This is a genomic window from Sinorhizobium sp. Y406 (genome assembly GCF_058732025.1).
Genome location: NZ_CM178975.1, coordinates 1,520,606 through 1,542,307, shown reverse-complemented (window position 1 = coordinate 1,542,307; position 21,702 = coordinate 1,520,606). Strand labels below are relative to the sequence as shown.

Here is a 21,702-nt window from a genome sequence, read left to right as displayed (position 1 = left end):
ACGACCACCTGATCCGATCCCTTTGCTCCGGCCCCATTACAGAGCCCTCAACGCTCATACGGATCGGTCCGCCCCAGTCTCCTGCATCGGTACTCTCGCCTTGCGGTTTCTCCGCTTGGGCTTCTCCCTTGGCATCAGGAGCCTGGTTCCTGCAGTTCCGCGTAAAAGCCTGTATCCGACTCACGCCCCCTCTACGCCGGTCGCCGCCCGCCCAGTCATCAGGCACCCGGCGGACTTGTCCCAGGATGACGAAACAGTCCTGGTTTCGACGACGCTTAAATTCATAACGGCGCGTCTTCGGAGGGTTCACTTTCGTTCGTCTTTCGGACACGTACCTGCTCGGATCTCGTCCGAACTTTTCATCCGACGCTCACCACCACGGCTCTTTACCGCAGCAGCTCGGACTGGTTTGAGACCCGCTCCTGAAAGCCGATCTCGGGGGGCCGTCCCCCATCATTTACGCAGCTTTACGCCACGGTCTCAGTTCATATTGAACTCCTTCCGCTGCTCTGCAGCACACTTTCGTCAATGAACACCAGCCGTCTCGGATCGAGTCCGGCCTGCCAGGAGCGCCAGCGTTGCCGCCGGCGGGCAATATCGGCACGGGCCTGCTCAAGGGCGAACAGGGTTTTTTTTAAACCGCAGCCCCTCGCGGCGCAGGAACCGCCAGACCGTATCGTGCGACACCTTCACCCCACGTGCCGCCAGCTCTTCCTTAAGCCTATGCAGCGACAAATGCGGCGTCTGGTTGATCCGCTCCGCGATGAACGCACGGTGCGGCTCCAGCACATGCTTGCGGTGACCGCCCATCTTGCCGGGCACCACGGACCCGCTCGAACGGTAGCGCTGAGACCACTTCACCGCCGACGATACGGCAATGCCGAAACGAGCCGCCACCGATCGGCAGCTTTCGCCCGCTGAAATGGCGCCAACAACTCGTTCACGAAGATCATTGGATAGAGGTCGCGTCATCCGATGCTGGCCTCCTCTCCAGCCAGCATCTTGAATCACAAAACGGACTAAAACGGAATCTGGAGGGTTCTGTGAGGTCGCGCTGGGATGCGCTGGCGACCGGACGCGATGCGCGACCTCATTGAAGCCGGATTGAACTGGCCCGCTGACGCTGGCACGGCGCTATGGATTTAGTGCTGCGGCGTTTGAGCTTGGCGCGCCGGTATTGATGGTGCGCGCCGTTGCGGCAAGGGTGATGCCGCAGTGGGGCGGCGTCCTGCGCTGGCGCGGCGGGGCTGCCCGGGGGCTTGGGCGCGCTGGTGACAGCCCCGATCCCGCCCGGGATGGCGCAGGGGGCACAGCTCCGCCTTGCCTCGACGAGGGCCGGTGCGGCAAGGCTGTCGGAAGCGATGGGCGCGGCGGCTATTCATGACGTATCGGGCCATAACCGCGCTGGCGGCAGCCTGGCGGTGATGCGCAGGATGCCGCCGCAGCAGGGACAGACGGTCGGATCGAAGGGCGCGCGCTGGCAACCTTCGGCCCGGCGGCGCTCCGGCGGGGCATCGGCCAGCAATCGCCTGATGATTGCGAGCCGGGTGCGGCGAATGCCGTTGGCGAGGAAACCGTAGTGGCGGATGCGGTGGAAGCCGTCGGGCAGACAGTGGAGCAGGAAACGGCGGATGAACTCGTGCGGCGCCATCGTCATGGAGCGCGGTGCATTGCCATGGCGATAATCGCGCCAGCGGAAGGTCACGCCGGTGTCGTCGGCGCTCACGAGACGGCTGTTGGCGATGGCGACGCGGTGGGTATAGCGGCCGAGATAGGAAAGGACCTGTTCGGGCGATCCGAACGGCGGCTTGGCATAGACGACCCAGCGCTTCTTGCGCAGCGGACGCAGCGCCCGGGCCAGGGCATTGCCGTCGCCAAGCGGTTCGAGGGCGCCGAAGAAATGCAGGCCTCCGGCCGCCTGTGCCGCCTGCAAGCGCTCGAGGAACAGGCGGCGGAACAGTCGGGAGAGCACCCGGACCGGCAGGAAGAAACGGCGGCGGCGACAGGCGATCCAGCGTCCGCCGTCGGCGGACAAGGCGCCGCCGGGTACGAGGCAGTGGAGATGCGGGTGATGAGTCAGCGTCTGCCCCCAGGTGTGGAGGATGGCAAGGAAGCCGAGTTCGCCACCGAGATGCTTGGGATCGGCGGCAATGGTCTTGAGCGTCTCGGCGGTAGCCTCGAACAGGATTGTATAGACCTGCCGCTTGTTCTGATAGGCGATCGCGGCGATCTCGGCCGGCATGGTGAACACGACATGGAAGTACGGCACCGGCAACAGATCGGCCTCTCGGTCGGCGAGCCAGCGCTCGCGCGCGGCACCCTGGCATTTGGGGCAGTGGCGGTTGCGGCACGAATTATAGGCGACGCGGCTCAAGGCGCAGTCGTCGCAGGTCTCGACATGGCCGCCGAGCGCCGCCGTTCGGCACAGCTCGATCGCCGCCATGACGCGGCGCTCCCCCCGGCCGAGATGACCGTCATGGACACGACGATAGGCGAGGCCATGGCGGCGGAAGATCTCCGCCACCTCCAGCGCTGGCCGCATGGCGCGATCTCAGGCCGGCGGCACCACCTCGAGGCGCAACCGATCGAGCGGGCTCTCGGTCCGGGCGATCGTGGTTGTCGCCACCTGCGTGTAGCGCGCCGTCGTCGACAGGTGGGTGTGGCCGAGCAGCACCTGGATGATCCGGATATCGACGCCGCTCTCGAGCAGATGGGTGGCAAAGCTGTGCCGCAGCGTGTGCACGCTGACCCGCTTGGTCAATCCCGCCGCCTTGGTCGCCGAACGGCAGGCGGCATAAAGCACCTGCACATCGATCGGCTTGTCGCCGCGTCCGGGAAACAGCCAGTCCCCGGGGCGCGCCAGCCGCCAATAGACGCGCAGGATGCCAAGCAGCTGCGACGAGAGCATCACCGTGCGATCCTTGGCGCCCTTGCCGTGCCGGACCTGGATCACCATGCGCTGGCTGTCTATATCGGCGACCTTCAGGCTCACCACCTCCGAAGCGCGCAGGCCCGCGGCATAGGCGGCCGTCAGCGCCGTGCGCGCCTTCAGGGATGGTACCGCTTCGAGAAACCGCACGACCTCGTCGGCGCTCAAGATCGCCGGCAGCTTGCGCGGCGTGCGCGCATAGGCAATCCGCTCGGGAATCTCGGCCCGGTCCAGCGTCACGCCGTAGAAGAAGCGCAATGCGCAAACCGTCTGGTTGAGCGCCGGCCAGGAGATGCCCTGCGACACCAGGTACACCTGGTAGGCGCGCACATCCTCCAGCCCCAGTCGATCCGGTGAACGGCCAAAATAACGGCTGAACTTTGTCACGGCATGCAGGTAGGATCGTTGCGTGGCCGGCGACAGGTTGCGGAGCGTCATGTCGTCGATCATGCGGCGGCGCAGCGGGTTCACCGCTGCCGGGGCGTCGGTCATCGGTCGGTCTCCTGGTCAGGGGTTGGTTCTCAACACCCCAACATCCCATCAGGAGACCGCGCCTCCAATGCCCACCTCTCCCGCGTCAGCGGGTTAGTTCAATCCCCCTCCGATTCCGTCAAAACCGGAACCGCTCTAGCCGCCGAACACCGACGTCTGTGCAAGCCTCAGAAACCACGCGGGAAACAGGCCGATGCCGATGGTGCCGGCGGCGGTCAGGGCGAGCGTGGCGCGCACCGAGGGCGTCAGCGCCGGATCAAAGGACCGCTCCGGCTCGCGCATGTAGATCACCATCACGACCCGGATATAGAAATAGGCGGCGACGGCGCTCAACAGCACCGCGACCACCGCCAGCGCGACGAAGCCCTGTTCGACGAGCGCGACCAGAACGTAGAACTTGGCGAAGAACCCTGCCGTCGGCGGAATGCCGGCCAGCGAGAAGAGAAAAAGCAGCATCAGGAACGCAAGCCCCGGATGCGACTTGGCGAAGCCCGCATAGTCCGGAATCGCCTCGCCGGAGAAGTCGCCGTTGCGCATCATCACCACAACGGCAAAGATGCCGAGGGTCATGAACGCGTATATCAGCAGGTAGAGCATGACGCTGGCGATCCCGGCCGGGCCGCCGGCCACCACGCCGAGGATGGCGAAGCCGGCATGGGCGATGCTGGAATAGGCTAGAAGCCGCTTGAAATTGTCCTGCACGAGCGCGGCAAAACTGCCAAGCGCCATGGTCACGACACCGATCGCCGCGACGATGATCCAGACATCCGAGGCGGCCACCAGCGGATTGAGGAATACCCTGAGGATCACCGCAAAGCCTGCGGCCTTGGGCGCCACCGACATGAAGGCGGTCACCGTGGTGGGCGCGCCTTCATAGACGTCCGGCAACCACATATGGAACGGCACCGCGCCGATCTTGAAGACGAGCCCGGCGACGACGAAGACCACCGCAAGCAGAAGCGCGGGATCGCGCCGGCCGCCGGTCACCGCCGCGGCCATCCCGTCAAGTGCCGTCGTGCCGGTGAGCCCGTAGACCAGCGAAACGCCGTAAAGGAACATGCCGGTCGAGACGGCGCCGAGGATCACATATTTCAGCGCTGCCTCGTTCGATCGTCGCTCCCGCCGCAGGAAGCCGGTCAGCACATAGGTGCAGAGCACCATCAGTTCCAGGCCGACATAGATTGACAGGAGGTCGGTCGCCGAGGCCATGATCATCATGCCCGAGAGCGAAAAGAGCAGCAGCACGTAGTATTCGCTGATCCCGATCCCCTCGATGTCGGCATATTTCCGCGAAAGCAGGAATGTGAGCACGGTGGCGAGGTAAAATACGAATTTGAAGAAGACCGCGAAGCGGTCGACGATGAACATGCCCGAATAGGCCGGCCGCACCTCGCCCGCCAGCAGGAATGTTGCCAAAGCGGCAATCAGCACGACCGCTACGGAAGCCCAGACGATCAGATGTTCCTGTCCCCTGCGGATGAGCTGTCCCAAGATCAACAGGATGCACGCGCCGGTGACCACCACTATCTCGGGCAGGCTCGCCAGCACCCACTGGTAGAACACGGCAGCGCTCATTGGCTCCTCCCCCTGCTTTGCACCTCGACCAGCAGATGCGTCACCGATGTGTCGATGATGTCGAGGAAGGGTTTCGGATAGAGCCCGACCCAAAGCACGAAGGCGGCAAGCGGCAGGATCGCCGCCATTTCGCGGGCGTTGACGTCGCGCAGCGTCGGCCCGGCGCGGACACGGACTGGACCGAGCGCGACTTTCCTGTACATGCCGAGCAGATAGGCCGCGCTCAGCGTCGCACCCAGAATGGCGACCGCGCCGAAGGCGAGATTCGCCCCGAAGGCGCCCGAAAGCACCAGCAACTCGCCGACGAAGGCGTTCGTTCCCGGCAACGCCATCGACGAGAGGGTGAACAGGGCGAGGAAGGCGGTATAGACCGGCGCCACTTTCATCAGTCCGCCATATTCCGCAATGCTGCGCGTGTGGGTCCGCTCATAGATCAGGCCGACGAACAGGAACAACGCGCCTGTCGTTATGCCGTGGTTGAACATCTGCAGGATACTGCCCTCGAGTCCGCGGGCGTTCAGCGCGAAGATCCCGAGTGTCACGAAACCCATATGGCTGATACTGGAATAGGCCACCAGCTTCTTCAGATCGTCCTGCGCCAGCGCCAGGAAGCCGCCATAGACGATCGCAAGAGCCGAGATCGCCAGCATCAGCGTCGAATAATAGAGCGTGGCTTCCGGCAGCATCGGCAGCGAGAACCGCAGGAATCCATAGGCGCCCATCTTCAAGAGCACGCCTGCGAGAATGATGCTTCCCGCCGTCGGCGCTTGCACATGCGCGTCCGGCAGCCAGGTATGGACCGGGACCATCGGCACCTTGACGGCGAAGGCGACCAGGAAAGCGAAGAACAGCCAGGACTGTACACCGAACGGCAGATCCTGCTGCATCAGCACGAGCATGTCGAAGGTCTCGCCGCCCTGGAAATAGAGCACGACGACGCCGACCAGGAAAAGAAGGCTGCCGGCCAGCGTGTAGAGGAAGAACTTGAGCGCCGCATAAACCCGGCCTTCGCCGCCCCACACCCCGATGATCAGGTACATCGGGATCAGCATCGCCTCCCAGCAGACGTAGAACAGGAACAGGTCGAGCGCTGTGAAGACCCCCAGCATCAGCGCCTGCATGGCGAGCAAGCTGATCATGAATGCCTTCACCCGGCGCTCGATCGCGAGCCAGGAGGCAAGCACTGAAACCGAGCCCAACAGCGCGGTCAGGAATACGAAGAGCGCGCTTATCCCGTCGACGCCAAGGGCATAGGTGATCCCGAGCGCCGGAACCCAGGGGCGAGCCTCGGTAAACTGCATCTCATGCGTCGCGGTATCGAAGCCGGCGAGCAGGACCACCGTGAGCGCAAGGTCGACGAGGGTAACGCCGAGCGCCGTCCACCGCACCGCATCGTCGCTGCGCAGAAATATCAGCACCGCTGCGCCGGTGGCCGGTGTGAGTATGATAAGGCTGAGGAGCGGAAATCCCATCGCACCCCCTACCGCCATACCACGGCGAAGACGAGAATGGCCGCGATCAGGCCGGCGACCATTGCCAGCGCGTAATGGGTGACCAGCCCGGTTTGCAGCCGCCGGAGCACGCCTCCGCCGCTGAAGATCGAATGGGCAATGCCGTTTACCACACCGTCGACACCATAGAGATCGAGCCGCAGTCCCGCACGCGCAGACCTGTGCAGGAAGGGCAATACCGCCGTCTCGGACACGTCGCTTACCGCCTTCTCATAGCGCGCAAGCGGCCTTTCGGCGAACCACATGAAGTAGCGGGCACCCTTGCGGTAAAACCAGTCGGTGTCGATGCTGATGGTATTTTCCGGATCGAGAGCCCTCAAGAAGATGACGAAGCCGAGAGCCGTGAACATCAGAATGCCGAGGCTCTCGGTGACGTGCTGGCCCGTATAGGGCTCGAAGTCGACTGGATAGGGCAGAAGGGCGTAAAGCGGCGCCGGGAAAGCCCCGATTGCGATACAGAGCACGGCTGCCATGCCCATGGCAACCAGCATGTTGCGGGGCGGCTCCCGCGCCTCGATCCCCCGGTCGGTGCCGAAGAACATGTAATAGGGAAGCTTGAGCCCCGTGTGCAGGAAGGTTCCCGACGAGGCCATGGTCAGTGCCAGCACCACCAGCGCCCGGTGATCCTCGCCGGCGGCCGCCACCACCATGGACTTGGTGACGAAGCCGGAGAAGAACGGAAAGGCCGAGATTGCAAGGGCGCCGACCATGTAGAGCGCCACAGTCACCGGCATGGTCCTGTAGAGCCCGCCGAGCTCGGTAAGCTTGCGGCGGCCGGTGACGTAGATCACCGCGCCGGCGCCCATGAACAGCAGCGACTTATAGAGGATGTGGGCGAAGGCATGGCTGGCAGCGCCGTTCACCGCCAGCTCGGTGCCGATGCCTACGCCCGCGACCATGTAGCCGACCTGACTGACGATGTGGTAGGCGAGCAGCCGCCGGCAGTCGTTCTCCAGAACGGCGTAGATGACGCCGTAAAGCGCCATCACGGTGCCGAGCCACACCAGAAGTTCGACACCCGGAAACACGCGTGCCAGCACATAGATGGCAGTCTTGGTGGTAAAGGCGCTCAGGAACACCGCGCCCGTAACGGACGCCTCCGGATAGGCGTCGGTCAGCCAGGCATTGAGCGGCGGCACCGCGGCATTGAGCAGGAAACCGCAAAGGATCAGATAGGCGCCGGGATCCAGGTCCCCGTCGATCTCCGCCCCGGCGATCGGGCCGAACGACAGCGAGCCCGTGGCCGCCCCGTGGAGAAGGATGCCGCCGAGCAGGACAACGCCGCCGGTGACGTGTACCATCAGATAGCGGAACGCGGCGCGGATCGCGCGGTTTCCCTGTCCCGCGAAAATCAGGTAGGCGGAGGCAAAGGCCATGCCCTCCCAGAAAAGATAGAGGGTCAGGTAGTCACCGGCGAAGACCACGCCGAGCGCGCTGCCGACATAGACGAAAGCGGCCACATGCTGACCGGCGCGTGGCAGATGCAGTGCATAGACCATGCCGATCAGCGCCATGATCGTGAAGACGGTCGCGAACACGATGCTGAGCCTGTCGACCTTCGCGACCAGAATGCCCTGACCGATGAATTGCGCCTCGCCGTAGCTGCCCGGGGACATTGCGACGACGGCGAGGATCGCCAGTGCCGGGATTAGTACGAGATAGATCTTGCGGATCAGTCCGTTGAGGAAGGGGATCGGCAGAGCGCCGAGGATGAAGAGGAGGGCTGGATGGATGAAATCAGTCATAATAGTCCTCGCGCCGCATCAGGCCCCCACGATGGCCGAGGAATTTGGAAACGAAGATGAGCAGCACGCAGGAGCCGAAGCCGTAAAGAGCCGACCAGCCGGGGAGGCGGTCCCAGAGGAATTCGGCGTGCTCGCGCGGCACGAGGAAATCGGCAACGACGATCAGCACGAGGATCAGATAAAACAGCCGGCGGCGCAGCCCTGCATTTTCCTTGTCACCAAAGAAGCCGACAACACGCTTGATCATCGGGTCACTCCCTGCGCGAGCGCGAGAAAATAGCCGGGGAAGATGCCCATCAGCACCGACAGGATTGCGGTCACGACCAGCGGAATCGTGACCAGCGGTATTTCACGGACCGTCGCGGCGCCCTCCCCTGCGGCCGCTTCACCGAAAAAGGCGACATAGCTGACCGGCAGGAAATAGGCGGCGTTCAGCACCGAGCTCACCAGCAGCACTGCGAGAAACGCCATCTCCCCCGCCTCTACCGATCCCTGCGCCAGATACCACTTGCTGACGAAGCCCGCGGTCGGCGGCACGCCGATCATGGAGAGCGAAGCGACGAAAAACGCCCCCATGGTCCAGGGCAGCCTGCGGCCGATTCCGGCCATGTCGCTGATGTTGCGCTTGCCGGAGGCGCAATAGATCGAGCCGGCGCAGAAGAAGAGCGTAATCTTGGAGAAGGCATGCGCGGCGATGTGGATGATGCCGCCGGTGATCGCAACCGGCGACAACAGGACCGCGCCCAGCACGATATAGGAGAGTTGGCTGACGGTCGAATAGGCGAGCCTGGCCTTCAAGTCGTCCCGCGTCAGCGCGTAGACCGAAGCGACGACGATGGTGAAGGACACCAGATAGGCCGTCACGACGCCGAGGCCGAGCTCCCCAACGAGCCCGACGCCGAAAACGTGAAACACCACCCGGAGCACGCAGAAGACGCCCATTTTGACGACAGCCACTGCATGCAGCAGCGCGCTGACCGGTGTCGGCGCCACCATCGCGGCCGGCAGCCAGGCGTGCATGGGCATGACCGCCGCCTTGGCGAAGCCGAAGAGATAGCAGAAATAGACGACCGTCAGCAGCGCCGCAGAGGCATCGCCTGAGGTCAGCATCCCCTCGGCCATGAAATCGAGCGAGCCCGCTATGTGGTAGGTGAGCGCCAGCGCGGCGAGAAGAGCGCTTTTCGAGGCGCCCATCAGATAGACGAGATATTTGCGGCTTCCCTTCCACGCCTCTTCGTCCTCGTGGTGGTAGACGAGTGGATAGGTGACGAGGCTGAGCAGTTCGTAGAATATGACCAGCGTGAACAGGTTAGCGGCGAAAGCGCCGCCGACTGCCGCGGCGAGGCTTGTGGCGAAACAGGCGAAGAACCGCGTCTGCGCGTGCTCATGCAAATGCCGCATGTAGCCGATCGAATAGAATGCGGCCAGGATCCACAGAAGCGAAGAGACGGTCGCGAAAACCATGCCGAGCGCATCGGCGCGGAAGGCGAAGTCGACCCCCGGCAGGATTTCGAACAGGCGCAATTCGACGCTCCCGCCCGAAAGCACCGTCGGTGCCATCGACATGACGATTACGAACATGGCGAGCGCGGCCACGGGCGAAACGAGATCGCGCAGCTTCTCCTGCTTGTGCAAAAGGAGGATGGCGAGGGCGGCCAGGCCTGCAATGGCAATGGCGATGAGCGGCCGGATCGATATGACGGGGTCCAAGCCGCTATCCTTTCATCATGGTCACGTCGTCGACCTTGAGGGTGGATTTGTTCCTCACGAGGGCGACGAGGATGCCCAGGGCGACGGCGACCTCCGCCGCGGTGATGGCAATGACGAAGATCGCGAAGATCCGCCCGCGGAGATCGCCGTGATAGTGTCCGAAGGCGATGAAATTGATGTTGACGGAGTTGAGCAGCAGTTCCAGCGACATCAACACCACGAGAATGTTCCGCCTCAGCAGTACGCCCGCCGCCCCGATGACGAACAGGACGACTCCGAGCAGGATATACCAGGAGAGCGGAACCATCAGCCCGACTCCCTCCGCGCCAGCACGATGGCGCCGACAAGGGCCGCCAGCAAAATCACGGAGGCGACCTCGAACGGCAGGAGATAATCGGCAAAAAGCGTCGTGCCGAGCTGGCGGATCTCATCGCCGCCGCTCGCTGCAACCGGCTCGGTGACCGAAAACCGGTCGCTCCAGAGCACGAGCGCCAGCATCTCGATGCCAAGCAGGCCGAGCAGCACCAGGGCCGGCAGGTTGCCGCCGGGCACGAAGCGCTGCAACACCGCCTCGCGCACGTCGATCATCATGATCACGAACAGGAACAGGACCATGATCGCGCCGACATAGACGAATATCTGGATGACCGCGAGCAGTGGCGCGCCGAGCAGGACGAAAATCGCGGAAACCTGCAGGAAACAGGCCATCAGCGCCAGGGCGCTGTGGATGGGATTGCGGGCCAGCACCACCATCAGGGCCGTGATCACGGACACCGCAGCGAACAGAAGGAAGAACCCCTGGGCCATTGACGCCGCCCCCCACATGAACGATCGCCCGGCCGGAATCGACCGGATTTGCGATAGTTCCGCACATCAGGTGCATTCAAAAATTGTGCCCTAGTATCGGTTTTTTCACAAGATTATTGTCGACGGAGGTGCCGGGCCGGCCCTCTCCCATCGCGGCAGCCGGGGCCCTCGGCGCTCCCTCAGGCTACCGCCTGGGCGCCGGTGATCTCAACGGGCGAGCCGCACATGAACGCCGCCTCGTCGGAGGCGAGAAAGGCGACGAGGGCCGCCACCTCCGCCGGCCTTCCGATCCGGCCGAAAGGAACGAGCCTGTCGAGATCGATGGTGACCGGCATCGTCGGCTCGGGGCTCGATGTCGCAGCGATCGTCGTTTCACCGCGGAATGCGAAAATCGCGGCGCGGCTCGCGAGCCGGTTTCCTTCGGTGCGGATCGCGACGAACAATCAGCAGGTGGTCGATGCGTCCGATATCCTGTTTCTCGCCATTCGGCCGCAGATCGCGGAAGAAGTGATCAGTGAACTGGCATTTCGAAAGGGCAAGACGATCGTCAGCGTCGTCGCCGCGACCGACCGAACGAGGCTCAAGAGCTGGATTCGCGAAGACGTGCAACTCACCCAGGCCATCCCCCTGCCCTTTGTCGCCGATTGTGAGGGCGTGACCGCCATCTACCCGCCCAACGCCGAAATCGCGGCCATCTTTGATGCCATTGGCAGCGCCGTCGAATGCGAAACGAAGGACGAATACGACCTGCTTGCGGTCGCCAGTGCACTGATGGGCACCTATTTCGGCATTCTCGAGCGGGCAACCGGCTGGCTGACTGAGAAGGGCATAGCGCGGGAGAAGGCACGCGCCTATCTGGCACCGCTCTTTTCCAGTCTGGCGCAGAAGGCGGCCGCGGCGGACCAAACCGCGCTCGATGTCCTCCGACGCGAGTTTTCGACGCCGGGCGGCCTGAACGAGCAGGTTTTCGAGGATTTCGACCGCGATGGTGGAAGTAGGGCATTGACGGATGCGCTCGAGCGCGTGCTTGCACGCGTGCGGGGATAACCATCGACGACCGCTGTTCTGCAGCACGGAGCCGCGCCGAGCGCAAAGGCCGCTGTACCAGGGGCGCTTACGGAGCCGCGAGCCTATGGACTACGAACTCGCATGCGGGCCGCGATTCTTCTCTCTGGCGTAGAGAGCAACAGCCATGGCACGGTTGCGGACGTCGAGCTTGTCATAGAGATTCTTGAGGTGGTACTTCACGGTGTTCTCGGAAATCCCGGTACGCGCAGCGATCTGGAGATTTGTCCAGCCGTCGGCAAGCACTGACAGCAACTCGCGTTCGCGCGTCGTCAGGCGTGAAAGCGGGGTATCATTTATCTTAGACACGTCGATGTATGGAATGCAGATACGCCCGTGCGCGACCGCTACCAGCGTATCGAACAGAATCGACGGATCGTCGAACTGATAGCAATAACCCTGCACCCCAAGGCGCACACACCGCTTGAGGATGCCCACGTCATGGTCGTTAGAAAAGATGACGATGCGCGCATGGAGGCCACGCCGTTGCATCTCGGCAAGCACTTCGCCACTGTCCATATCGGAAAGCCTCCAGCCGAGCACCGCGAGATCGAAATCCGGCTCTGAAGCGGCAGCCGCCCGGAGAAACGTCTCCCCGGTCTGGATGCTGCCGACCAGATCGAAGCGGGAGTCGTTCTTGATCATGTCGCCGAGCGCGGCAATCACCAACGGATTGCCTTCGGCTACCAGGACTCTAAACTTGCTCTCCAGGGCAGTCGGCATTCTTTCGATTGCGTTTCCCTGACGCTGACTTGTCCGTTCCGCGTTCATGTGCCTCCCGATTGCGGCGCGTGCCACCTCTTTCCCGACTTCTCCCGATTGGTTCATTTTACGCGTCCCGGCGGGCCTCCGTCCCCACTGTCAAGTCCGGCGCGCTCGGCATGGCTCTTCAAATCAAGAATTAACTTTTCATTTCGGTATATTCTCGATGTGAACGTAGGCGACGACGGCCGAAATCTATCGCCGCCATCGGCATCAAGTCTGCCCGACGGCGCTATTTCCCAGCCAAACACCGACTTTCGATGCGCATTTTCAGATCAAAGAAGGGAGCACGGTGCGACAAAGACTGCGACGGCCGGTGCGCGGCATCCATGCGTGTGGCCTGATCTTGGTCCAAAAGGCCACGCGAGTGTCGTCGAACGCTTGGCGAGCGTGCGCATCGGCCATAGCGAAAATCGACACAGGACCTTGCGTTCGGGGCGAGGAGGGAACCGGCGATGCCGGCTCCCCTGAAGGCCGGGTCAGGCAGCCCTCATGCCCTGCTCGAGCACGCCTGCGACGGTCGGGCCGAAGGCAGCGGGCGTCGGCACGATCGTCACGCCTGCATCGCGCAGGATCTCGACCTTTTCCTGGGCGGATTCGCCGAAGGCGGAGATGATGGCGCCCGCATGGCCCATGCGCCTGCCCTTTGGCGCCGAAAGGCCGGCGATGTAGGCGATCAACGGCTTGCGCATGTGGTGCTTGGCCCATTCCGCAGCTTCCGCTTCCTGTGGGCCGCCGATCTCGCCGATCATGACCACGGCGTCGGTGTCGGGGTCTTCCTCGAACAGTTTGAGGATGTCCTTGAAAGATGAGCCGTTGATCGGGTCGCCACCGATGCCGACGCTGGTCGAAACGCCAATGCCAAGCGCCTTCATCTGAGAGGCTGCTTCGTAGCCAAGGGTTCCCGAGCGCCCCACGATGCCGACGCGGCCGGGCAGATAGATGTGGCCCGGCATGATACCCATCAGGGCCTGGCCGGGAGTGATGACGCCGGCACAGTTCGGACCGACCAGGCGCATGCGGTCTTCATAGCGGAAGCGGCGCATATAGCGCTTGACCCGCATCATGTCTTGCGAAGGTATGCCGTCGGTGATGCAGACGCAGAGCTTCACGCCCGCCTCGGCCGCCTCCATGATCGAGTCGGCGGCGAAGGGCGGCGGCACGAAGACGACAGAGGCTTCCGCACCGGTCTCGCGCACTGCACCTTTGACCGTGTTGAACACCGGGATGCCATGGTGGACCTGTCCGCCTTTGCCGGGGGTGACACCGCCGACGACGTTTGTGCCGTAGCGCTTCATGTCCTCGGCGTGGAAGGAACCGATCTTGCCGGTCAGGCCCTGGACGATGACGCGCGTCCTGCGATTCAAGAGAACTGCCATTTCGACCTCCTGTCAGTGCGTTTTCCGCTCGCCAAAAGCGCGCATCGCCTCTACCGATTTCTCGGCCGCTTCGGCCAGAGTGTCGGCCACGATTACCTTTTCTCCGGACTCGGCGAGGATGCGGCGGCCTTCCTCGACATTGGTTCCGGCCAGGCGCACGACCAGCGGCACATGCACGCCGACCTCGCGGATGGCCTTGATGACCCCCTCGGCCACCCAGTCGCAGCGGTTGATGCCGGCGAAGATGTTGACCAGGATCGTTTCGATATTCTTGTCGGCGAGAACGGCCCGAAAGGCCTTCGACACCCGGTCGGGTGAGGCCCCGCCGCCGATGTCGAGAAAGTTGGCGGGCTCGCCGCCGGCAATCTTGATCATGTCCATGGTTGCCATCGCCAGGCCGGCGCCGTTGATGATGCAGCCGATGTTGCCGTCGAGGCCGACATAGGAGAGACCGCGGTCGCTGGCGAAGGTCTCGCGCGGGTCTTCCTGCGATTTGTCACGCAGCTCCGAGATCTCCGGACGCCGATAGAGGGCGTTTTCGTCGAAGGACATTTTGGCGTCCAGGGCGATCAGATTGCCGTCGCGGGTGACGACCAGCGGGTTGATCTCCAGCATCGAGGCGTCAAAGTCGCGGAACACGCGGTAGCAGCCGAGCAGCGTGTCCACAGCCTTGCCGATCAAGCTGTTCTCCAGTCCGAGGCCGAAGGCGATCTCGCGCGCCTGGAAGTCCTGCATGCCAACACCCGGGTCGACGACCGCACGAATGATCGAGTCAGGTTGCTTCTCGGCAATCTCTTCGATCTCCATGCCGCCCGACGCGGAGGCCACGATCATGACGCGCTCCGATTTGCGGTCGAGTACAATCCCGAGATAAAGCTCTTGGCGGATGTCGACCGTTTCCTCGACGTAAAGGCGCGAAACCAGCTTGCCCTTCGGGCCGGTCTGGTGGGTTACCAGCTTGCGGCCGAGCATGTATTCGGCGGCGTCCGACACTTCGCCGTCGGACTTGCAGATGCGGACGCCGCCGGCTTTGCCCCGAGCACCGGAATGGATCTGCGCCTTGACTACCCACTTGTCACCCCCGATCTCACTGGCGCGGTAGGTCGCCTGCTCCGGGCTGTAGGCAAGGCCACCACGCGGGATATGCACCGAGTAGCGCGAGAGCAGTTCCTTCGCCTGGTATTCATGAATATCCATATGGGGTTCCTCCTCAGTTTTCCGGGCTCGTGCGCGACCGCGCCGACCGTTCGATTGTCTCGTGCATGACGAGCACGTTCCGGGCCATACGTTCGGATGCGGCATCGATCATCTTGCCGTCGAGGGCAGCGGCACCCTTGCCGTTTTCCTCGGCCTCCTTCAGCACTTCGATGATGCGGCGCGCGCGAGTGACTTCCTTCTCCGGCGGTGAGAATACGGCATTGGCGAGCTCGATCTGCGAAGGATGGATCGCCCACTTGCCCTCGATGCCGAGTGCGGCCGCGCGCTTGGCGGCGGCAATGTAGCCGTCTGGGTCGGAAAAGTCGCCGAACGGTCCGTCGATGGCGCGCAGGCCATAGGCCCGGCAGGCGACCGTCATGCGCGAGAGTGCCGCGTGCCACTGGTCGCCCGGATAGTCGGGATTGAGGCCGCCGATGTTGACGGTGCGCGCCTTCAAGCTCGCGGCATAGTCGGCGACGCCGAAATGAAGCGCCTCGAGCCGGCCGCCATAGGCGGCGATGGCTTCAACATTGGCCATCCCAAGGGCGGTTTCGATCAGCGCCTCGAGGCCCACACGGGTCTCGAAGCCTTTAGCGGTCTCGATCTGGTTGACCATGGCCTCGACCGTGTAGAGGTCGGCCGGAACACCTACCTTGGGCACCAGGATGGTGTCGAGCCGGTCGCCGGCCTGCTCCATCACGTCGACTACGTCGCGGTACATATAGTGGGTATCGAGGCCGTTGATGCGCACCGAAATGGTTTTGCCACGGGCGCGCCAGTCGATCTCGTTGAGCGCCTCGATGATGTTCTTTCGCGCTCGCTCCTTGTCAGGCGGCGCGACCGCGTCCTCGATATCGAGGAAGATGTAGTCGGCAGCGCCGTCGGCGGCCTTGCGGATCATTTCCGGGTTGGAGCCCGGCACTGCGAGCTCGCTGCGCTGAAGGCGCAACTTGCGCAGGTGGTGAATTGTGTGGCTCATGTTGTCTCCTCCTTCTGGAGTGCCGCGCATCGAAGGGACGCGCGACGCTGGCGTCTCAGGCTACTTTGGCAATCGCCGGTTGCGCAGACAGCCGGTAGTACTCGAGCGCAGCGCCCACGCCGGAACCGGGCAGCACCTTCACGCCGCAATCGCGCAAAGCCATCTCGGCCGCTGAGATCGCGCCGCACATCATCACTTCGTTGACCCAGCCGAGATGGCCGATGCGAAACACCTTGCCCGCGACCTTACTGAGGCCGACCCCGAGCGAGGTCTGGTAGCCGTAATAGGCCCGGCGGACGACCTCGGCGCTGTCGACACCCTCCGGCACCAAGACCGCGCTGACCGTGTCGGAGTGCCACTTGGCTTCCTTGGCGCAGAGCTTCAGACCCCAGGCTTCGACCGCCTTGCGGACACCGGTCGCCAACCGGTTGTGGCGCTCGAAGACGTTATCAAGGCCTTCTTGCTGGATAAGGTCGAGGGCCGCGCGCAGGCCGCGCAGCAGCTGTACAGCCGGTGTGTAGGGGAAGTAGCCGGTGTCGTTGGCGCGGATCTGATCCTCGAAAGAGAAGTAGCAGCGGTTGTGCTTGGCGGTCCGGGCGGTGGCGAGCGCCTTTTGGCTGACCGACAGAAAGCCAAGCCCCGGCGGCAGCATGAGACCCTTCTGCGAGCCGGAGACGGCGCAGTCTACGCCCCACTCCTCTTGACGGAAGTCGATCGAGCCGATCGAGGAGACGCCATCGACGAAGAGCAGGGCCGGGTGCCTGGCGGCGTCAAGGGCGGCGCGCACGGCGCCGACATCGCTGGTTACGCCGGTTGCGGTTTCGTTGTGGGTGACAAACACCGCCTTGATACGATGCTCCTTGTCCTGAGCAAACCGCTCGGCATAGATCTCGACCGGGCAGCCCGCGCCCCACTCGACATCAACGACATCGACGTCGAGGCCGAAGCGCTCGCACATGTCGACCCACAGATGCGAGAACTGGCCGAAGCGCGACATCAGCACGCGGTCGCCGGGACTAAGGGTGTTGGCGATCGCCGATTCCCATGCGCCGGTGCCCGAGGACGGGAAGATGAAGACGCGGCCGGTCTCGTTGCGGAACACCTTCATCAAGTCGGTGAACAGGGCGCGCGTGAAAGTCGGGTAGTCCGGAGCGCGCATGTCCTCCATCGGCATGTTCATCGCCTGCCGGACGATCTCCGGAATATTGGTCGGTCCTGGAACGAAAAGCTGGGTGAAGCCGGCCATGTAAAGTCCTCCCGAAGATTGCTCAGGGCGCCGTGCCCTTTCTGTGGCTTTCGCGAGGATGATCGGTTCACGGTCGCCGACCCACAACACCTGTCGGGATAGAAACGCGGACCCTTGGGCGTTGGGCTAAGCCCACCCTTTCAGTGGTGCTGACGTCCTATCGGATAGGATGAAACCCACCCGCGGACGTATTCCCAAGGCGCCAGGTCCGGCCGTCATGCATTCTGTGCGCGGCAAATGTCTCTGACATCCGCGTCAGGGTGCCCATGGCAAACTTGCGCGCGACTGGGAACATCTTGGAAGGATCGATGCCGTACAGGCAAATGCATGGCACTCAGCGGCGGCGATCCTGTCTGCGGGGTCGAAACGATATTATGCCCCGACGCCGGCTTTGCGCAGTTGCACCGCCGATGACGGCCGGTGCAGCAGGCGTTCGACGCAGAGAGGCATGACGAGCTTGGCGCCGTCGGCGTAGAGGGAGTCGGCTAAGGCACGAAAGGATCCCGGAGGTGGCCGCGAAAGACGGGATCTGCCCAACATGATCCGCCCGGAATACATCACCTCTCGCGCGACCCGGCGACTGGCGCGCTTGCCGGCCGTCTCAAGGAGGTCATCTTCTTGGGGAGGCCACATGCTATATGGTAACGATCGGCCACCAGGACATCGTTGCAAAAACGCGCGACAAGGAGGCAGACGCCATTCGGCTTGGCGACGAAATTTTCCTCAACTGGGCTGCACGGGGATCTCGTTGTTCTGGAGCGGTAATTGCGGCCGGGCCGTTGCCGCCGGCGCGCTGGTGCGGGTGCGCCCAAAGCGCTGCTCGCAAGCTCCGAACGCTCACCAACCGTAGCTGAGGGTGACGCCGCTGCCGCCATTGCCGTTCTGCTCGATATTGGCGGCGTTGCGTTTGCCGTATTGGAAAATGCCGTAGGCATTATCGTCGCCGTTCTGCTGCAGGATGGCCGAATGACCGCTCCCCTTTTGCCGAATGATGCCGAGATGGCCGCGGCCGTTCTGGCCGATCCCGGCGGCATTGCCGTCGCCCGACTGGCGGATGCTGGCGCTTCGCCAGCCGCGATAGAGCGAATAGGCGCGCAGGCCCGTCGCCAGGACACCGGCATTTTGGGCGTTCGCCGAGGCATAGGTGAGCGACACCGAGCCTCCGGCATGGGCCGGCGCAGACAATAGTGGTTGGCAGAGACCGCCCGCGAGCAAGGCGGCGATCAGGGTCTTGAACATGTTACGGGTCATCGGAACTCCGCTTCCCACGGGCCGCCGCGTCCTGTCAGACGCTTGAAGGCCGCTGTGATACTTTGAATTGCTGCAGTCACATCTAGCCTCCGACGCGCTCGGCGCAGCGGACATTGCTGCCACCGACGGTCACGTCGAGCGCGGCGTCATAGGCGGCACCGTTTGCACTGAGCGCGACGGTGCCGAGCACGACGGACCGGCCGGGCGCGGCATCGAAAGCGCCGGCCTGCTCGATATGGGTGCCGCCCATACGGCCGGCACTTTCGACGCGGAAGGAATAGGTGCCGCTCACGTTCTTATCGGCGTGGACCAGCGCCTCCAGCGTCAGCAGGGCTCCTTCAGGAGCGGCACGGATCTCGCAGCGCACCGGCCCGTCGGCCTGTCCTGCGGCTCCCATGGCCGCCAAGGCGGCGGCCGGGAGCAGGACCAGAGCGAGTGCCGCCGTGGCGCGGCGAGGATGATCGGCGATGCGGGGCATGGTTCGTCCCCCTCACGGGCAGGTTTGAACGAAGGCGGCGACATTGCCACGGCCGCCCTGGCTGACATTGGCGTCGCAGCCACGGCCCACCTGCACACCGGCAGCGATATTACCGTTGCCGTCCTGGGTCAGGATCGCGGTGTGGTTGGAGCCGAACTGGCCGACGCCCGCGACGTTGCGATTGCCGGTCTGGTAGGTGGCGCCGTAGTTGCGATTGCCTTCCTGACCGATGGCGGACAGATTGCGGCGGCCGTCCTGCTGGCCGATCGCCGTGTTGTAGCGGCCGTTCTGATAGACGCGGATACGGTTTCTGTAGCCGCCCTGGGCGCCGCCGGCCGAGTTCGACCAGCCATATTGCTCGATGCGCACGTCGTTCGCCGACGCGGGAACAGCAGCGGCAATGCTGCCGAGAACGAAAAGGGCGGATGCGATGGAATTGCGGATCATGACAGCGTCTCCTTTGGCGGGCGGGCCGCGTGTTGAACGGCTTCTTTGTAGATCACGCCGTTCGAACGGAGGCTGAAGGCGCCGTTCAGTCGGGGTTCAGGTGATGTTCGCGGCTGCTGCGCAATGCTGGCCAGCCCTTTCAGCCTGTCCAGGACCCCGCCAGCGCAACAAAGGTGAGCGCCCATCCGGCAGAGTCGACGAGCTTGACCGGCAGAAAGGCCGGCTCGGCCTGCCGGACCAAGCTTGCCGCCGCCAAGTGTAGATCACCCCGGTCGAAACCTCGAAGGTTTTGGGATATTCATTACCGCACCATCCAACCGCCGTCGACCGGCAGCACGGTGCCGGTCACGTAGGACGAGGCGGGCGCCGCGAAGAACAGCACTGCGGTGGCCAGATCGTCTGGCGTCCCCCAGCGTCCTATCGGAATGCGCGCGGAAATCTGCGCGTTGCGATCGGGATCATGGCGCAGTGCCTCGGTATTGTCCGTTTCCATATAGCCTGGCGCAATGGCGTTGACGGTGATGCCGTGCGGTGCAAGCTCGTTTGCCATCGCCTTGGTCAGGCCTGCGATACCGTGCTTGGAGGCGGCATAGGCCGGCACGCGTATGCCGCCCTGGAAGGTCAACATAGAGGCCACGTTGACGATGCGGCCGGGCCGCTTCGTCGCGACCATGTGACGGGCGGCGGCCTGCGACAGCAGGAACACAGCCTTCAGGTTGACGTCGAGAACGTCGTCCCAATCACTCTCCTTGTAGTCGAGCAGATCAGCGCGGCGGATGATGCCGGCATTGTTGACGAGGATGTCGATGCCGCCAAAGGCGCCAACCACATTGCCGATGACGGCGGCGGCATCAAACGGTTTCGAGAGTTCGACCTTCTGGACGTGGAAACGCCTGCCCGCCTCGCGGACAAGCGTTTCCGTCTCGGGCATTTCCGTGGAGCCGATCGCGGCGATGTCGGCGCCCGCTCGCGCCAGCGCGAGCGCCATTCCCCTGCCAAGGCCGGTTCTGGCGCCCGTCACGAGCGCGGTCTTGCCGGCAAGGTCAAATAGCGTGGTCAAGGCGAAGCCCCTTATCGTCGAAGACATGGATGGGTGCCGCAGATAAGGACAGGCCGATGTCGGCGCCCGGCTCCAGATGATGCTGGCCCGGAGCAACGACAAGGACCTTCTGCCCGGCGACGTCAGCATGCAGTACGGTTTCCGCGCCGAGCGATTCTACCAGCCGGATCTTCGCGGGGATGCTGGCCTCGCCGCCGAGCGCGATGTGGTGCGGTCGTACGCCGAGAGCGATGCGCGCGCCCTTCGTCACCGCAGCGCTGCCAACCGGAACTTCCAGCCGATGGCCGCCGGCAAGCATGGTGATTGCCCGCGTCGAGTGCGTCGATTCCACGGTGCCTTCGAGGAAGTTCATGTGCGGCGAGCCGATGAAGCCGGCGACGAAGCGGTTGGCGGGGCGGTTATAGAGTTCAAGCGGCGTGCCGACCTGCTCGATGCGCCCGGCGCGCAGCACGACGATGCGGTCGGCCAGCGTCATCGCCTCGACCTGATCGTGCGTCACGTAGATCATCGTCGCGGCAAGGCGCGCGTGAAGCGCGGCAAGCTCGGCGCGGGTGGAGCCGCGCAGTTCCGCGTCGAGATTCGACAGCGGCTCATCGAGCAGGAACGCGACGGGCCGACGCACGATGGCGCGGCCGATGGCGACGCGCTGGCGCTGACCGCCCGAAAGCTGGCCCGGGCGGCGGTCGAGATAGCTGTCGATCTCCAGCATGCGTGCCGCTTCGGCGATGCGTGCGGCGATCTCGTCCTTCGGCATGCGGGTGTTCTCGAGGCCGAAGGCGAGGTTCTGGCGCACGCTCATATGCGGATAAAGCGCATAGGACTGGAAGACCATGGCAAGTCCGCGGTCGGCGGCCGGCACGGTGTTGACCACCTTGCCGTCGATGGCAAGATCACCGCTCGACGGCCGGTCGAGGCCGGCGATCATGCGCAGCAGCGTGGACTTGCCACAGCCCGACGGGCCGACGAAGACGACGAACTCGCCGTCCTCGATCTCCAGATTGATGTCGTGGATGACGTCGACGGCGCCGAACGACTTCTTCACATTGGTGAGCTTGATATGGCCCATGAT

General features: G+C 63.8%; 20 protein-coding genes and 2 pseudogenes. 1 reads left to right on the top strand and 21 read right to left on the bottom strand.

From position 1 onward, the window contains the following. Positions 1-503 precede the first annotated feature (503 nt). The 11 genes and pseudogenes from AC4P1R_RS24100 to AC4P1R_RS24050 form a co-directional block, all read right to left on the bottom strand. Positions 504-972 (bottom strand): annotated as a pseudogene (locus AC4P1R_RS24100) (helix-turn-helix domain-containing protein); the annotation flags it as partial. 406 nt (positions 973-1,378) lie between these two features. Then, a complete protein-coding gene (locus AC4P1R_RS24095; protein ID WP_492178103.1) occupies positions 1,379-2,542 on the bottom strand; it encodes an IS91 family transposase in 1,164 nt (387 codons plus the stop codon). Positions 2,543-2,551: 9 nt separating this feature from the next. Then, complete coding sequence (locus tag AC4P1R_RS24090; protein ID WP_492178102.1) at positions 2,552-3,421, bottom strand: tyrosine-type recombinase/integrase; 870 nt, start codon at positions 3,419-3,421, stop codon at positions 2,552-2,554. Positions 3,422-3,556: 135 nt separating this feature from the next. After that, complete coding sequence (locus AC4P1R_RS24085) at positions 3,557-4,996, bottom strand: NADH-quinone oxidoreductase subunit N (RefSeq protein ID WP_492178101.1); 1,440 nt, start codon at positions 4,994-4,996, stop codon at positions 3,557-3,559. After that, positions 4,993-6,468 (bottom strand): NADH-quinone oxidoreductase subunit M, encoded by a 1,476-nt coding sequence (locus AC4P1R_RS24080; protein WP_492178100.1) that lies wholly within the window; start codon positions 6,466-6,468, stop codon positions 4,993-4,995. The genes AC4P1R_RS24085 and AC4P1R_RS24080 overlap by 4 nt, the downstream gene beginning before the upstream one ends. An 8-nt stretch (positions 6,469-6,476) precedes the next feature. Continuing rightward, on the bottom strand, positions 6,477-8,252 hold the full coding sequence (locus AC4P1R_RS24075) for a Na(+)/H(+) antiporter subunit D (RefSeq protein ID WP_492178099.1): 1,776 nt from the start codon (positions 8,250-8,252) through the stop codon (positions 6,477-6,479). Beyond that, positions 8,245-8,499 carry a hypothetical protein gene (locus tag AC4P1R_RS24070; protein WP_151612989.1) on the bottom strand — a complete coding sequence of 85 codons (255 nt, stop codon included), beginning with the start codon at positions 8,497-8,499 and terminating at the stop codon, positions 8,245-8,247. Before AC4P1R_RS24070 ends, AC4P1R_RS24075 begins: the two co-directional genes overlap by 8 nt. Next, positions 8,496-9,962, bottom strand: coding sequence for a monovalent cation/H+ antiporter subunit D family protein (locus tag AC4P1R_RS24065; RefSeq protein ID WP_151612988.1), 1,467 nt, complete (start codon positions 9,960-9,962; stop codon positions 8,496-8,498). Before AC4P1R_RS24065 ends, AC4P1R_RS24070 begins: the two co-directional genes overlap by 4 nt. A 4-nt stretch (positions 9,963-9,966) precedes the next feature. Beyond that, complete coding sequence (gene nuoK / locus AC4P1R_RS24060) at positions 9,967-10,269, bottom strand: NADH-quinone oxidoreductase subunit NuoK (protein ID WP_069456738.1); 303 nt, start codon at positions 10,267-10,269, stop codon at positions 9,967-9,969. Continuing rightward, positions 10,269-10,769 (bottom strand): NADH-quinone oxidoreductase subunit J, encoded by a 501-nt coding sequence (locus AC4P1R_RS24055; RefSeq protein WP_492178098.1) that lies wholly within the window; start codon positions 10,767-10,769, stop codon positions 10,269-10,271. Before AC4P1R_RS24055 ends, nuoK begins: the two co-directional genes overlap by 1 nt. Before the next feature lie 179 nt (positions 10,770-10,948). After that, positions 10,949-11,089 (bottom strand): annotated as a pseudogene (locus AC4P1R_RS24050) (SDR family oxidoreductase); the annotation flags it as partial. Between the two features lies 1 nt (position 11,090). Here AC4P1R_RS24050 and AC4P1R_RS24045 point away from each other — a divergent pair. After that, entirely contained in the window at positions 11,091-11,816 is a 726-nt protein-coding gene (locus tag AC4P1R_RS24045; RefSeq protein ID WP_492178097.1) for a pyrroline-5-carboxylate reductase, read from the top strand. Positions 11,817-11,906: 90 nt separating this feature from the next. On the opposite strand, the gene AC4P1R_RS24040 is transcribed toward AC4P1R_RS24045, so the two are convergent. The 10 genes from AC4P1R_RS24040 to AC4P1R_RS23995 form a co-directional block, all read right to left on the bottom strand. Further along, positions 11,907-12,557 carry a LuxR C-terminal-related transcriptional regulator gene (locus AC4P1R_RS24040; protein ID WP_492178840.1) on the bottom strand — a complete coding sequence of 217 codons (651 nt, stop codon included), beginning with the start codon at positions 12,555-12,557 and terminating at the stop codon, positions 11,907-11,909. 518 nt (positions 12,558-13,075) lie between these two features. Next, the gene (gene sucD, locus AC4P1R_RS24035) at positions 13,076-13,975 is read right to left on the bottom strand and encodes a succinate--CoA ligase subunit alpha (protein ID WP_492178096.1); all 900 of its coding nucleotides are present in this window, start codon (positions 13,973-13,975) and stop codon (positions 13,076-13,078) included. A 12-nt stretch (positions 13,976-13,987) separates the two neighbouring features. Further along, positions 13,988-15,172: a malate--CoA ligase subunit beta gene (locus tag AC4P1R_RS24030; RefSeq protein WP_492178095.1), complete on the bottom strand. Its 1,185-nt coding sequence runs from the start codon at positions 15,170-15,172 to the stop codon at positions 13,988-13,990. 13 nt (positions 15,173-15,185) lie between these two features. Beyond that, the gene (locus AC4P1R_RS24025; RefSeq protein ID WP_492178094.1) at positions 15,186-16,151 is read right to left on the bottom strand and encodes an HpcH/HpaI aldolase/citrate lyase family protein; all 966 of its coding nucleotides are present in this window, start codon (positions 16,149-16,151) and stop codon (positions 15,186-15,188) included. Positions 16,152-16,206: 55 nt separating this feature from the next. Then, on the bottom strand, positions 16,207-17,397 hold the full coding sequence (locus AC4P1R_RS24020; protein ID WP_492178093.1) for an aminotransferase class V-fold PLP-dependent enzyme: 1,191 nt from the start codon (positions 17,395-17,397) through the stop codon (positions 16,207-16,209). An 837-nt stretch (positions 17,398-18,234) separates the two neighbouring features. After that, positions 18,235-18,648, bottom strand: coding sequence for a curlin (locus AC4P1R_RS24015; RefSeq protein ID WP_492178092.1), 414 nt, complete (start codon positions 18,646-18,648; stop codon positions 18,235-18,237). Between the two features lie 82 nt (positions 18,649-18,730). Further along, a complete protein-coding gene (gene csgH / locus AC4P1R_RS24010) occupies positions 18,731-19,126 on the bottom strand; it encodes a curli-like amyloid fiber formation chaperone CsgH (RefSeq protein WP_492178091.1) in 396 nt (131 codons plus the stop codon). 12 nt (positions 19,127-19,138) lie between these two features. Further along, on the bottom strand, positions 19,139-19,573 hold the full coding sequence (locus AC4P1R_RS24005; protein ID WP_492178090.1) for a curlin: 435 nt from the start codon (positions 19,571-19,573) through the stop codon (positions 19,139-19,141). Between the two features lie 301 nt (positions 19,574-19,874). Next, positions 19,875-20,660, bottom strand: coding sequence for a 2-dehydro-3-deoxy-D-gluconate 5-dehydrogenase KduD (kduD, locus tag AC4P1R_RS24000; protein ID WP_492178089.1), 786 nt, complete (start codon positions 20,658-20,660; stop codon positions 19,875-19,877). Further along, entirely contained in the window at positions 20,617-21,699 is a 1,083-nt protein-coding gene (locus AC4P1R_RS23995; RefSeq protein WP_492178088.1) for an ABC transporter ATP-binding protein, read from the bottom strand. The genes kduD and AC4P1R_RS23995 overlap by 44 nt, the downstream gene beginning before the upstream one ends. Between the last annotated feature and the right edge of the window lie 3 nt (positions 21,700-21,702).